Annotated in this window: 10 protein-coding genes; 9 read left to right on the forward strand and 1 reads right to left on the reverse strand. The window is 62.6% G+C overall.

The annotated features are described in order from the left end of the window. Nucleotides 1-29 precede the first annotated feature (29 nt). The gene (locus tag HP499_RS02320) at nucleotides 30-2,003 is read right to left on the reverse strand and encodes an APC family permease (RefSeq protein WP_172322345.1); all 1,974 of its coding nucleotides are present in this window, start codon (nucleotides 2,001-2,003) and stop codon (nucleotides 30-32) included. Nucleotides 2,004-2,224: 221 nt separating this feature from the next. Between HP499_RS02320 and speB the strand changes: the two genes are divergently transcribed. The 9 genes from speB to HP499_RS02365 all read left to right on the forward strand — a co-directional run. Next, entirely contained in the window at nucleotides 2,225-3,295 is a 1,071-nt protein-coding gene (speB, locus tag HP499_RS02325) for an agmatinase (RefSeq protein ID WP_172322346.1), read from the forward strand. Next, nucleotides 3,292-4,992 carry a thiamine pyrophosphate-binding protein gene (locus HP499_RS02330; RefSeq protein ID WP_172322347.1) on the forward strand — a complete coding sequence of 567 codons (1,701 nt, stop codon included), beginning with the start codon at nucleotides 3,292-3,294 and terminating at the stop codon, nucleotides 4,990-4,992. The genes speB and HP499_RS02330 overlap by 4 nt, the downstream gene beginning before the upstream one ends. 208 nt (nucleotides 4,993-5,200) lie before the next feature. Beyond that, nucleotides 5,201-5,683, forward strand: coding sequence for a MarR family winged helix-turn-helix transcriptional regulator (locus tag HP499_RS02335; protein ID WP_172322348.1), 483 nt, complete (start codon nucleotides 5,201-5,203; stop codon nucleotides 5,681-5,683). Nucleotides 5,684-5,693: 10 nt separating this feature from the next. Further along, a complete protein-coding gene (locus HP499_RS02340) occupies nucleotides 5,694-7,775 on the forward strand; it encodes an MDR family MFS transporter (RefSeq protein ID WP_172322349.1) in 2,082 nt (693 codons plus the stop codon). A gap of 298 nt (nucleotides 7,776-8,073) precedes the next feature. Beyond that, nucleotides 8,074-9,807, forward strand: coding sequence for an ABC transporter ATP-binding protein (locus HP499_RS02345; RefSeq protein WP_172322350.1), 1,734 nt, complete (start codon nucleotides 8,074-8,076; stop codon nucleotides 9,805-9,807). Continuing rightward, nucleotides 9,804-11,882: an ABC transporter ATP-binding protein gene (locus HP499_RS02350; RefSeq protein ID WP_305849730.1), complete on the forward strand. Its 2,079-nt coding sequence runs from the start codon at nucleotides 9,804-9,806 to the stop codon at nucleotides 11,880-11,882. The genes HP499_RS02345 and HP499_RS02350 overlap by 4 nt, the downstream gene beginning before the upstream one ends. Nucleotides 11,883-11,938: 56 nt before the next feature. Beyond that, nucleotides 11,939-12,355 carry a thioesterase family protein gene (locus HP499_RS02355; protein WP_172322353.1) on the forward strand — a complete coding sequence of 139 codons (417 nt, stop codon included), beginning with the start codon at nucleotides 11,939-11,941 and terminating at the stop codon, nucleotides 12,353-12,355. A gap of 80 nt (nucleotides 12,356-12,435) precedes the next feature. Next, nucleotides 12,436-13,200: a copper homeostasis protein CutC gene (locus HP499_RS02360; RefSeq protein ID WP_172322351.1), complete on the forward strand. Its 765-nt coding sequence runs from the start codon at nucleotides 12,436-12,438 to the stop codon at nucleotides 13,198-13,200. Nucleotides 13,201-13,447: 247 nt separating this feature from the next. Beyond that, nucleotides 13,448-14,400 (forward strand): glycoside hydrolase domain-containing protein (locus HP499_RS02365; RefSeq protein WP_309138326.1); only part of this gene is annotated, 953 nt, incomplete at its 3' end.

A 14,400-nucleotide genomic window follows, 5' to 3' on the forward strand; every position in this document is an offset into this window, starting at 1 on the left:
AGGAGCGGCGAACGGGCGGGTGTGGGCGCTCAGCCGACGTGCACCCATGGACGACGGGTGATGTCCGGTTCGGCTTCCCTCAGTACTTCGCGGGTTACCGGCGCGATCTCGCCCTCACCGAAGAACAGGAACTTGCTGAGGTTGGAGATGGGGTTGCCCTCGGTCCAGCGGAAGTAGATGTGCGGCATGAAGCCGGTGACGTCCCGGATGTGGAGGAGTACTGCAGCCACGGTGTTGGGCACGTTGTTGCTGTGCACTTCCAGGATCCTGAAGCCGTGCCGCGTCTTGCCGACAACCTTCAGTTCCTGTTCGAAGTCCGAACTGTCATCCACGATCACCTCGATGAACACGGCGTCGCAATCGACGGGCAGGTGGCTTGCCTGTTGGGCGTGCTGGAGTTTCTCCCTGTAGCGGCTGGCGCTGAGGTGTTTGGGCTCATGCGCGATGATCCGGACCGGCCCCTCGGAGGCATTGGCCGTGAATTCCAAGGCTTTCTCGTCCATCTTGATGTGGGTGGCCCGTAGCTCGAAGGCGCGCCGCATGCGGGAGATGAAACTGACCACCATGATGCCCAGGATGAAGAGTGCCGCGATCTTCAGGCCGTCAGGGCGCTCGATCGAGTTGACCACGGTGGTGTAGACGAAGACGAGCGAGATGATTCCGAATCCGATGAACTGGCCGCGTTGCTTCTTGCGCCGTGCGGACAGTGTGACGGCGATGGATGCTGACGTGATCAGGACCAGCACGCCTGTGGCATAGGCGCCGCCCTGGGCGTTGACGTCAGCCTTGAAGATGATGGTGACAATGAACGCGATCACAGTGAATACCAGGACCAGCGGGCGCAGTGCCCGGGCCCAGGTCGGCGCCATGCCGTAGCGGGGCAGGTAGCGCGGAACGAGGTTCAGCAGCCCTGCCATGGCCGATGCACCGGCGAACCAGAGGATGGCAATGGTGCTGACGTCGTAAACGGTGCCGAAGCCGTCGCCCAGGAACTTGTGGGCCAGGTAGGCCAGGGCACGGCCTTCGGCTTTGCCGCCGTCCTGGAATTCGGCTGCCGGGATCAGCATGACCGTGGTGAAGCTGGACGTGATGAGGAACGAGCTCATGATGATGGCCGCGGTGGTCAGCAGCTTGTGCGCACCCTTGATCCGGCCGGCCGGGTTGGCTTCCGTGTCCGTGGGGTGACCCTTGATCTGGGGCATGACGGCGACGCCGGTCTCGAACCCGGAGAGTCCCAAGGCCAGGCGCGGGAAGACCAGGAGGGCCAGGGCAACCATCATGACGGGATCGCCGTGGGAGGTGGTGAGCGCACTCCACCAGTCAGAAATGACGCGGGCTTCGGTGAAGAGGTGGCCGATGGAAACAAGGATGACCACCAGGTTCAAGGCCAGGAATGCGGCCACGAGGACAACGGCTACGTTGATGGCTTCTTTGAATCCGCGAAGGAACACCACGCCGAGCCCGGCGATCAAAGCCAGGGTGATGACAACCTGCTGGCCCTCAAGGAAGTGCGGGGCGAAGGGGTTCTCGATGAGGTGTGCGGTGGCGTCGGCCGCGGAAAGGGTGATGGTGATCATGAAGTCCGTCGCCGCGAAACCCAGAAGTGCCAGGACAAAGAGCTTGCCTCCCCAGCGGGGGAGGAGCCGTTCCAGCATGGCGATGGAGCCTTCGCCCCGGGGGCTTTCCCGGGCCACCCGCCGGTAAACGGGTAAGGCGCCGGCCAGGGTTGCCAGTACCAGGAGCAGGGTGGCCAGCGGGGAGAGCAGTCCGGCGGCCAGCGCTGCAATGGCGGGCTGATAGCCAAGGGTGGAGAAGTAGTCCAGTCCCGTGAGGCACATGACCTTCCACCAGGCTTGCGGCTTATGGGAGTCCGACGGGCGGCCGTGGGGGCCCTGCCTCTTGCCTGAGGTGTCCGGCATTCCTTCCAGCAGCCAAGGCCTGAGCTTGAAGGAATTCTTTGGCCGGTTGGCCGGATCGGCCGGAGGCCTCGACAACGTGGTCACTGTGTCCTTTCGTGCAGCACTGTGCTGCTTCCGCAAGGAGCGTATGGCCGCCGTCGACGCCGGGACCCCGGTTTTTATGGAATCTTTACGCCCACTGTGACCGGCATCTCAGGACGCGCGCCTTCAAATCAGACTTGTAAACAGGTGATGCATATAGGGAAACTTTGAGTGTATGATGGGTGTCACAGTCATCCCAGCTATCCACTAAGGAGTGGCGCATTTTGGAAGAGCTCCGTATTGAGGCCAACGGCAACCTTGGCCCTATCGATTCGTCCCGCATCCCGCGCTATGCCGGTGCCGCCACCTATGCCCGCCTGCCTCGCCTGGACCAAGTGTCCAAGGCGGACGTGACAGTTGTCGGCGTACCCTTCGACTCCGGTGTTTCCTACCGCCCCGGTGCCCGTTTCGGCGCCAACCACGTACGTGAGGCCAGCCGTCTGCTGCGCCCGTATAACCCGGCATGGGACGTCAGCCCGTTCGAGAACATCCAGGTTGCCGACGCCGGCGACATGGCTGTGAACCCGTTCAACATCAACGAGGCCATCGAGACCATCCAGCAGAATGCCATGGACCTCACGGCCAACGGCAGCAAGCTGGTGACCCTCGGTGGCGACCACACCATTGCGCTCCCTCTCCTGAGGGCAGCAGCGGAGCGGGCTGGCGAGCCCATCGCCATGCTCCACTTTGACGCCCACCTGGACACCTGGGACACCTACTTCGGCGCTGAATACACCCACGGCACCCCCTTCCGCCGTGCAGTGGAAGAAGGCATCCTGGACACCGAAGCCATCAGCCACGTCGGTACCCGCGGCCCGCTGTACGGCAAGAAGGACCTCGACGACGACCACCGCTTCGGCTTCGGAATCGTCACCTCCGCAGACGTCTACTACCAAGGTGTCCTGGAGACAGTAGCCAAGATCCGCGACCGCATCGGCAACCGTCCCCTGTACATCTCGGTGGACATCGACGTCCTGGACCCCGCCCACGCACCCGGTACCGGCACTCCCGAGGCCGGTGGCATCACCAGCCGCGAGCTCCTGGAAATCATCCGGGGCTTCCGCGGCATGAACCTCGTGGGCGCGGACATCGTAGAAGTTGCCCCGGCGTACGACCACGCAGAAATCACCGGTGTGGCAGGCAGCCACGTCGCCTACGAGCTGGTGACCCTCATGGCGGACAACGCCGTGGAAGGTGACCGCCAAGGTGCCCCGAACGGCTACGCGCAGCAGGCGCTCGGCGCCCGCATCGCCGAGCTCGCGCAGGCAACAGGCGCAACGGGAGACCAGCGATGATCGATTTCGATCCCGGTACGGCCGCTCCCACAAAAGGGACCAATCAGCGCAACGGCGGGGACCTCGTCGTCGAGACCCTCGAAGCGCTGGGCGCGAAGACCGTTTTCGGTATCCCGGGCCAGCACGCGCTGGGTCTTTTTGACGCGATGGGCCGCGGCAACCTGCACTTCGTTTCCTCCCGCGTGGAGAACAACTCGGCGTTCGCAGCGGACGGGTACTCCCGCGCCACCGGCGAAGTGGGTGTGCTGTTCCTCTCCACCGGTCCCGGCGCGCTGACCTCCCTCGCCGGACTGCAGGAAGCTTACGCCACGGGTGTTCCCATGGTGGTGGTGGCCAGCCAGATCCCGCTCGATGGCCTGGGCGCTCGCCGTAAGGGCATGCTGCACCAGCTCGATGACCAGAAGGCTTCTGCCGCGAACGTCACCAAGAGCCAGCGGCTGATCCAGCACGCCTCCGGCATCCCGTCGGCCATCCAGGATGCCTGGACCGAAGCGATTTCCTCGCCGCAAGGCCCGGTGTGGATCGAAATCCCGCAGAACGTCCTGCTGGATCCGATCATGGTCCCGCCGGTGGAGGATGCCCTTGCCGAAGCGTTCGATAACCCGCCGCGCGTCGAGCTGATCCGCGAGGCCGTGAAGTGGCTTTCGACGGCGGAACGTCCGGCGATCATCGCCGGCGGCGGTACGCGCCGTGGCCGGGCTGAGAAGTCGTTGCTCTCGATTGCTGAGCAGCTCCGCGCACCGGTCATCTGCACTCCGGGTGGCAACGGTGCGTTTCCGTGGACCCACGAGCTGTCCTTGCAGTCGTGGATCGAGGACCGGTACATGACCGATGTCCTGGAAGACGCAGACGTGTTGATCGTGATCGGCTCGTCCCTGGGTGAAGTGACCTCGAACTACTTCACGTTCGAACCCCGCGGCCGCATCATCCAGATCGACGCCGAACCCCGGGTCCTCGAATCGAACCGGCCAGGTTTGGGCATCCGCGCAGACGCCGGCCAGGCACTCGCAGCCTTGGACGAAGCCCTCGCAGCAGCCGGTGCCGCGGACGCAACAAAGCGTGACTGGCACGGCACCAGCCCGGAGGACGTGGTCAAGGAGTCCCTGGCCAAGGTCAAGGCTCGTCTTGAATCACAGGACCTGGCCAAAGAGCTGAAGTTCATGGCAGACATCCGCGAGGCCGTCCCGGCCGACATGCAAACCTTCTGGGACATGACCATCTCCGCGTACTGGGGCTGGAGCTGCTGGGACGCCCGCCAGGGCCAGTTCCACTCCGCCCAAGGCGCAGGCGGCCTCGGCTACGGCTTCCCGGCAGCAATCGGCGGAGCCGTGGGCTTGGAAACCACAGGTAAGCCCAGTCGAGTGCTGGCTGTGTCCGGTGATGGTTCCTCCATGTACTCCATCTCCGAACTCGCCACCGCCAAGCAGCACAACGTCCCGGTCACTTGGCTGATCGTGGACGACGGCGGCTATGGCATCCTCCGCGAATACATGGTGGGCGCCTTCGGCCAGGCCACCGCAACGGAGCTCGCCCGCCCGGACTTCGTCAAGCTTTCCGAGTCCTTCGGCGTCCCGGCCCGGCGAGTGGCCCCCGAGGAAGTGGGGGACGCGCTCAAGGCGTCCTTCGAAGCGGACGGACCCAACGTCGTCGTGGTTGAAACGCTTTTGAAGATGTTCGGCCCCACGCATCTGGACTAGCAGCCACAACTAAACACCACCTTGAACAGCCTCCGCACGGTCATCCGTGCGGGGGCTGTTTGCGTTGCGAGGCCTACTCTGCGCCTCATACCCGGGAAATTGAACGCAGAGCGGGCCCCGCAACGGACACTTTCCGCATCTTTAGTTTCCCAAAGCAATCAATCTGGGTTATAGTTGCTTTAGGCAAACAAAAAGAGGGGTGTTTTCCATGTCCGTCGGTTCTGCCACAGCAACCGATCTTGTGCATCAAATCTTCGACCTCCAGCGCACGCTGCGCTGCGTGGTGACCGCCCACATGGCCCGCGTTCCCGACGTCGGAATGGCTGTGCAGGGAGTGATGCGTTTCATCGGCGAGGGGGAGACCCGCGCAACGCAACTGGCCACGAGGCTAGGTGTCAGCGCGCCGGTCCTCAGCCGGCACATCACCGAACTCGAGGAACTTGGCTTTGTTATCAGGCGCCCCGATCCCGCAGACGGTAGGGCGCAGCTTCTGGCACTGACGGAAAGCGGCGCGGCGAAACTGCGTGAATTCGAAGAACAACGCAGCGTGAGACTGCGCGATTACCTGGCGGATTGGAGCGAGGCTGACGCCCTCGAGGCCTCCCAGGTCATCAACAAACTCACCATGTCCCTCAAGGACTCAATCCGGGCAACGGCGGCCGGCTCCATCACAACAAACCAGACAGCTTAGGAGCCCACGCATGGCTACACCAGCAGTACAAAACTCCAAGGCGGTGGACGCCTCAGTTAACAGGGCGGCCGCGCCCATGACCCACCGACAGATCATGGAAGCACTCACAGGCCTCCTTGCGGCGTTCTTCACGGCGATCCTCAGCAGCACCATCGTCGCCAACGCCCTGCCCACCATCATGTCCGAGCTCAAGGGCACCCAGACCGACTTCGCCTGGGTCATCACGGCTGCGCTGCTCGCCAACGCTGCCACCACGCCCATCTGGGGCAAGCTCGCGGACCTCTTCGACAAGAAGCTCCTGGTCCAGCTGAGCATCATCATCTTCGTGGCCGGCTCAGTCATGGCGGGCCTGTCCGAGACCATTCCCCTGCTGCTGACCGCCCGTGTCATCCAGGGCGTTGCCATGGGTGGACTCACCGCCCTGGCCCAGGCCATCATCGGTTCCATGATTCCGCCGCGGGATCGCGGAAAATACTCCGGCTACATGGGCGCCGTCATGGCCGTAGGCACTGCCGGCGGACCGCTGCTGGGCGGCTTCATCGTTGACAGCCCGCTTGGCTGGCGCTGGACGTTCTTCGTCTGCGTGCCGCTGGCCGTCGTCGCGCTCATCCTGCTCCAGGTGACGCTGAAGATCGAGCACATCAAGCGCCCGGCCAAGATCGACTGGCTGGGTTCGATCCTGCTGACCTCCGGCGTCAGCCTGCTCCTGATCTGGGTTTCCTTCGCCGGCAACCCGGACTACTACGACTGGTTCTCCTGGCAGTCGGCCCTGATGGTGGGAGGCGGTGTTGCACTGCTGGCGCTTTTGGTGCTGGTGGAAACCAAGGTTCCCGAGCCCATCATCCCGTTGAAGATCATCTCCGAGCGCACCACGGCCTTGGCCATTGTTGCCTCGGTTGCCGTGGGCATCGCCATGTTCGGTTCCTCGACGTTCCTGGGTCAATACTTCCAGGTTGCCCGCGGCGCCACGCCTACTGAAGCGGGCCTGCTGACGCTGCCGATGATCGCCGGAAACCTGATTGGCTCGGTCGCTTCCGGTATCCTGATCAGCCGCTTCGGCAAGTGGAAGAGGTTCCTCATTGCAGGTTCCGTCCTCCTTATTGGCGGCCTCGCATTTGCCGGAACCATGGACCACACCACGGAACTGTGGATTGTGGCCATCTACACAGGCGTCTTCGGCTTGGGCTTGGGCATGCTGATGCAGAACCTGGTGCTGGCCGTGCAAAACACCGTCCAGGCCAAGGACATCGGAACAGCCAGTGCTTCAGTAGCGTTCTTCCGCTCGGTAGGCGGCGCGATCGGCGTATCCGTCCTCGGTGCCATCATGTCCAACCACGTCAAGGACCTCGCCGTTGAAGGCATGGCAGCTGCCGGCATTCCGGCTCAGGGCGGCGCGTCCGGTGCCAGCATGGACCTGGCCGATATGCCCGCACCCATCGCCGAGATCATGCGTGCTGCGTATGGCGATGCCACGGCGCAGATCTTCCTGATTTCCGCGATTATCAGCGTGGTTGCCCTCCTGGCCGTCCTGTTCATCAAGGAACGTCCTCTGCGCCGCACCGTGGATGCAGCTCCCGAGAAGGAACTCATTGCCACAGCATCGGGCGACGCCGGAATGTCCTTGGACACCGCGTCCATGGACGCGATCAAGGCAAACGATTCGAAGTCGGACGACGACGACGCCCGCTCCTTGGGTGCCGGCGGTACCGTTTCCGGGAGCGGACGTCAGGCTCCGAAGCAGGATTCCGGCGCGGACCTCGATCTTGAATTCGCCCGTATCCTGACGCAGGAGCGCCCACAAGCCATGGCTGATGGGAGAAACGTGACCGATGTAAAGGAAGTACAGGAACAACTGTCCCGTACTCAGTGCGTCCTGGCCGAACAGCAACTCCAGCTCAGCCGGGCCAACGTGGAACTGCAGGCGAGGTTGCGTGAGCAGCAGGCCATCGCCGAGCAGCAAGCCGCCACCGCCGAAGAGCTCGCAGCGATCCGCAAGGAACTGAAGCGGGAACGCAGGCAGCAGGAACGGATGGCGTTGCTGCTCCTGCAAGGCGCGGAGGCGCGTTCGGACCACGGAAAGCACGCAGGCTGATTCCTCCGATTGCCACCCTTGTTCGGCATTCCTGGCGCACTACGCGGTGAGTAACGAAGGAGTGCGGGACTGAAGGCGCCGGCTGGGCAACCAGCCGGCGCTTTTTGCTTGCCGCGACATCCCATGCTGCGCCTGCGGGATCACCGGCGACACGCCAAATACTCCGCTGGGATGATCTTTTCCGGAAGTTGTTTCGCGCGGGCAACGGATTTCGTAGAGTAGGGAGGCTAATACTGTCAGCCCTTGCTGCGACACTTCTCTTACCTCATTCGCGCACTTTTTCTAAGGACCCGTGGGCATGCTTGTCACCCTTATACGGCGCTACTCCAAGCCGTATTTGCCGCAGATTGTGGCCGTGCTGATCTTTCAGCTGGCGTCCACCATCGCCACGCTCTACCTCCCCAGCCTCAACGCCAGGATCATCGACGAGGGAGTTTCCCGCGGCGACACCGACTTCATCTGGCAGACGGGCGCGCTCATGCTTGCCGTTGCCCTTGGACAGGTTGTCAGTGCCATCGTCGCGGTGTACTTTGGCTCGCGCGTTGCCATGGCCATCGGCCGGGACCTTCGCCGCAGCGTATACCGCCAAGTCAGCAGCTTCTCCGCCCAGGACGTCAACAAGTTCGGTGCTCCCACACTGATAACCCGTGGCACCAACGATGTCCAGCAAGTTCAAATGCTGGTCCTCATGGGCCTGAACTTCATGGTGTCCACGCCCATCATGTGCGTCGGCGGCATCATCATGGCCCTCCGTGAGGACCTCAACCTTTCCTGGCTCGTATGGGTCTCCGTGCCCGTCCTGGTGGCGGTTGTGGGCTACCTCGTAGTCCGTCTCATGCCGCTCTTCCGCTCCATGCAGACCAAGATCGACGCCATCAACGGTGTGCTCCGCGAGCAAATCATCGGCATCCGCGTGGTCCGCGCCTTTGTCCGTGAACCCCACGAGGCCAAGCGCTTCGGCAACGCCAATGACGACCTCACTGCGGTGTCCGTCAAAATCGGCAACCTGTTCGTCCTGATGTTCCCGGCGATCGGCATGATCCTGCACCTCTCGACGGCTGCGGTCCTGTGGTTCGGCGGCCAGCGCGTGGATTCCGGCGAGATGCAGGTGGGCGCACTGACAGCGTTCCTGCAGTACCTGCTGCAAATCCTGATGGCCGTCATGATGGGCACCTTTATGGCCATGATGATTCCCCGCGCCTCGGTCTGTGCAGACCGCATCGGCGAGGTCCTCGACGTCGAGCCTTCCATCCACAACCCCGGTTCCCCGGTGGTGCCGGCGGAGAAGAAGGGACGCGTCGAGTTCCGGGACGTCACTTTCAAGTACCCCGGCGCCGAGGCTCCTGTCCTGAGCAATATCTCGTTCACTGCCGAGCCTGGCAAGACCCTGGCCATCATTGGCTCCACGGGCGCCGGTAAGACCACCCTGGTTTCGCTGCTGCCGCGGCTCTACGATGTCGCTTCCGGTGATGTCTTGCTCGACGGCGTCCCTGTCACGGACATGGATGCCTCGGAGATTACCAGCCGGGTGTCGGCCGTTCCGCAGAAGCCCTACCTGTTCTCCGGAACCATCGAGCACAACCTCCGCTTTGGAAAGCCCGATGCCACCGACGAGGAACTGTGGGAGGCGTTGGAAACCGCACAGGCCAAGGGCTTCGTGGAGGAAAAATCGTCAGGCCTGAACCGGCGCATTGCCCAAGGCGGAACCAACGTCTCCGGTGGACAACGCCAGAGGCTTTCCATTGCCCGTGCCTTGGTCACCAAACCCAACGTGTACTTATTTGACGATTCGTTCTCCGCCTTGGACGTCGCTACTGACGCCCGGCTCCGAAAGGCCCTGAAGGCCAAAACCCGGGATGCGACGGTCATCATTGTGGCCCAGCGCGTCTCCACCATCGCGGATGCGGACGAGATCCTGGTGCTGGACAACGGCCGCATTGTTGACCGCGGAACCCACGATGAACTCCTGGAGACGTCACCGACGTACCAGGAAATCGTTGAATCCCAGCTGAGCGTGGAGGAAGTGGCATGAGCGAGCAGAACCAGCAGAAAAAGCGTGGCTGGGCTGCCAAGGCCGAGGCCGCCAAGGATGCCAAGGCAACAGCCGAGGCAGAGGTGGCAACAACAGTGCTTGACGACGACGACTTCGTCGAGGAGGAGTACGTTCCCTCTGAGGCTGACGGTGGCATGTTCGGCGATGTGCCGGCTAAGAAAGCCAAGGCGTTCTGGCCCTCAGCCAAGCGCCTTATGGGCCTGCTGAAGCCTGAGAGCGTCGGCGTGTACATCGTGATCGGCCTCGTGGTGGTCTCGGTTGTCCTCAACGTCATTGCCCCCAAGGTCCTGGGCAACGCCATGGACGTCATCTTCGGTGGTGTGGTGGGCAAGCAGATCCCTGAAGGGGTCTCCCAGGAGCAGTTCGTTGAGCTGATGCGCCAGCAGGGGCAGGGCAACTTCGCGGACATGGTCTCCAAGATGGAACTGACCAACGGGATTGACTTCCCCAAGCTGACGTTCCTGATTTCGATCGTGCTGCTGATGTACTTCGTAGCCAATATCTTCCTCTGGGCCCAAGGCTGGTTGCTGAACCGGATCGTCATGCGGGTCATCAAGCAGCTCCGCAATGACGTTCAGAAGAAGCTGAACCGGCTTCCGCTGAACTACTTCGACACCCGCCAGCGCGGCGATATCCTCTCCCGTGTCACCAACGACGTCGACAACGTCCAGCAGGGCCTGCAGCAGGCCTTCGCGCAGCTGGTCAGCTCCGTGCTGACCGTCCTGGGCATCACCGTCATGATGTTCATCGTGTCCTGGGAGCTGGCATTGATCGCCCTGATCGCGTTGCCGCTGTCCGGCATTGTGGCTGGCGTGATCGGTGCCCGGAGCCAGAAGCTCTTCGCGGCACAGTGGAAGAACACCGGCGCGCTCAATGGCCAGATCGAGGAATCGTTCTCCGGCCATGACCTTGTGAAGGTGTTCGGCCGCGACGCCGACATGCTGGACCGCTTTGACGAGAAGAACGAGGAGCTCTACAAGGCATCCTTCGGTGCGCAGTTCGTGTCGGGCGTTATTTTCCCCGCCATGAACTTTGTGTCCTACTTGTCCTACGTAGGCATCGCCGTGGTGGGTGGCCTTCGGGTAGCTTCCGGCTCCATGAGCCTGGGCGATGCCACGGCCTTCATCCAGTACTCGCGTGAGTTCACCCAGCCGCTGGGCCAGATTGCCGGTATGGCGAACATGCTCCAGTCCGGCGTGGCATCAGCTGAACGCGTCTTCGAGTTCCTTGATGCCGAGGAAGAGATTGAGGAGAGCGGCACCCGCCACCTGCCCTCCAAGACCGATGGCCACGTTGAGTTCGAGCACGTCTCCTTCAGCTATGTGGAGGACAAACCGCTCATCGAGGACTTGTCATTCGCGGCTGAACCCGGCCACACGGTTGCGATTGTTGGCCCCACAGGTGCCGGCAAAACCACCTTGGTGAACCTCGTGATGCGCTTCTACGAGCTCAACGCGGGCCGGATCACCCTGGACGGCGTGGACATCAAGGACCTCACCCGTTCCGAACTCCGGTCCAAGGTGGGCATGGTGTTGCAGGACGCCTGGCTCTTCGGCGGGACCATCTACGACAACATCAAGTACGGCAACCTGGACGCCACTGAGGACCAGATCATGGAGGCGGCCAAGGCCACCTACGTGGACCGGTTCGTCCGTGCGCTGCCTGACGGCTACCAGACGATCATTGATGAGGAAGGCAACAACGTCAGTGCCGGTGAGAAGCAGCTCATCACCATCGCGCGTGCCTTCGTCTCTGATCCGTCGCTGCTGATCCTGGATGAGGCCACGAGCTCCGTGGACACCCGTACGGAACTGCTGCTGCAGAAGGCCATGGCCGCCCTCCGCACGGACCGGACCAGCTTCGTGATCGCACACCGCCTTTCCACCATCCGGGATGCCGATACCATCCTGGTGATGGAGAACGGCAAGATCGTGGAGCAGGGCAACCACACCCAACTGCTCGCCCTCCAAGGCGCGTACTACCGCTTGTACATGTCCCAGTTCGCGGGTGAGGAAGAAGCCGCAGTTGACGATTCGACGGCGGTGCACAGCTGAGCGCGGAAGAACTGAGGGATTCCATGACACCCCGGCGCTTGGAGGTTCTTGTACCCATGCGCTGGGGTGACATGGATGCCTACGGCCATATCAACAACGTGCAGATTGTCCGCATGTTGGAAGAAGCCCGTATTGCGGCCTTCGGGCCACCCCGCGGAGCCGGCCTCCCCGGCGTCGAACCCCCGGCCGCCCTGTTCAACGACGTCGAAGAGGGCACCATGACCCTCGTCGTGGAACACAAGGTCCGGTACGTTCGGACACTGGACTACCGCAACATCCCTGCTGTGGTGGAGATCTGGGTGGGTGCCATCAAGGGCGCCAGCTTTGATCTCCACTACGTCATCAAGGATCCAGTTACCCGGGAAGATTGCGTCAAGGCCACCACCCACTTGGCATTCGTAGCCGAGGCCACGGGGCGGGTCCTCAGGCTCACTCCGGGGCAAAGGGAAAAGCTCGGGCGCTACCAAGCCTGACGAGTTTTTGTACAGTTGATGCCCTTAAGGAGCCTCCTTAGGGGCATTACCTGTACAAAAACTCCGCGTAGAGTTTCAGCATGAAACTTGAAATTGCCGTGGTCAGTGCTGTCGGCGCAGGTGCCGCCGCCTCCGAGGGGGCACATCGCGTTGAACTGTGCAGCAGCCTGGAACTTGGCGGCATCACGCCAAGCCAGGGGCTCATGGAGGCGTGCATGGAGCACGTCGATGGCCGCTTGGAAATCCATCCCTTGATACGTCCCAGGCCCGGTGATTTCCGATTCTCGGCATCCGACGTGGACACCATGGTGCACGAGATCCGACACCTACTGGCCCAGGGGGCGCACGGCGTGGTGGTGGGAGCGCTGACTCCAGCTGGAGATGTGGATGTTCATGCGGTCCAACGTCTGGTGGATGCCGCCAAAGCAGCCAACGCCGAAGCCCAGGTAACCTTTCATCGCGCGATCGACCAATCCAGGGATCCTTTCGCTGCGCTGGATCAATTGCTTACCCTCGGCTTTACCCGTGTCCTTACCTCCGGCCATGAGCCCACGGCAGGGGCCGGACTGCAGACCCTGACCGCCATGGTGGAAAGGGCCGGCGACGCCTTGGAGATCATGGCCGGTGGGGGACTGTCCCTGGAGGACATCCCGGCCATGCACTCTGCAGGATTGTCAGCCGTTCACTTGTCCGCCAAGAAAACAGTCTCCACCCTTGGGGACGGTGCCATTTCCCTGGGCGCACAGGATGGCGCAGACCCCACGGCGTATACGGTCACCGACCGCGAGGTGGTCCGTGCAGCCAAAGCGAAGGTGAACGCGCTCACTCTGAGCGCCTCTGAATAATCTGAGCGCCTCTGGATAACTTCTGGAGTCCAGTCCTCCAGCACAAGTTTCCCAGTAAGTACGCATCGCAATAACCCTTTACCACCTTGAGGAATGCCGCGATGATGTAAGGATTCACCAACTCGGTGAACAAGCCCCGAAGCCACCTTCAGGAGTACCAGCGATGCCGCTGCCCGCGCCGGTTCCACCGGCTGTCACATCCCCTCCGCCAATCACCCAAAGCAGCAGGACAACAGGCCATCCGGAGGTGGAATGTGGAGTCGGCAGCTGGGACGAGCTGCTCTACGGAAACCACCGGTTTGTGGTTGATGTGGCAGGCCCGGGGCAGCACAGTAGTGGTGGCAAGACGGCGCACCGGATAAATCTCCCCTGGCGTCGGCAGGACCAGGACCCGGCGTCGGTGGATGTCGTGATCGTCTCGGAAAAGACCGGTACCCGCGTCCGGAATGTGATGGTGGAAGAGGCAAACCGCGAGGCCGGAAGCATCGTTTTTGAGCCCATTGATGGCCCGGGCACCTACTTCGTCTACTACTTGCCATATGCCATGGTGGGTAAACCCCACTATCCCCAGGCTCAGTACCTCCCACATCGCCCCTCAGCAGAACCCGGGTGGGTTGCCGGCGTCGAGCGTTCAGCGTGGGTGCCTGCAAAGAGCGTGCTGCCCCAGGCGACGGTGGTCCGCTATGAAGCCGCGAGCCAGCGCGACTCGTTTGCGCCGATGAACTTCACGGCCCGCGCGGACGAGCTGGACGAACTCCACAGCAGGCACGCCGGCCAGGCTTTCCTGCTCTTTCCCGAGGACCGGCTGAACCCCGTGTCCATGCAGCGGGACCTGCCGGCACATTGGGCCATCAACGGCCCCTCGGACACGTTCGCCGTTACAGCCGAACCGGGGGAGGACTACGTGGTCCAAGTGGGCCTCTACGCGTTGGAGGATTTACACGGCGTGACCGTCGACGTGATCCCGCGGGCTGGTGGGCATTGCCTCAACACCGACGGCGAGGATCGTCACGGCAAACCATGGCGTAGGAAGCTGAATGTTCCGGCAGGAACGGTGCAGGCGCTGTACGTGATTCTTCCGGTCCCTCAGGAAAGTGCCGGAACCACCATCACGGCAACCATAGCGGTCATTGCCTCCGGCCAAGCGACCCAGGAGGTTGAGGTGAGGCTGGACGTGGCGGACGAAAGCGACGCGGACCC

It is taken from the genome of Paenarthrobacter sp. CM16 (assembly GCF_013179505.1).
Lineage (GTDB): Bacteria > Actinomycetota > Actinomycetes > Actinomycetales > Micrococcaceae > Arthrobacter.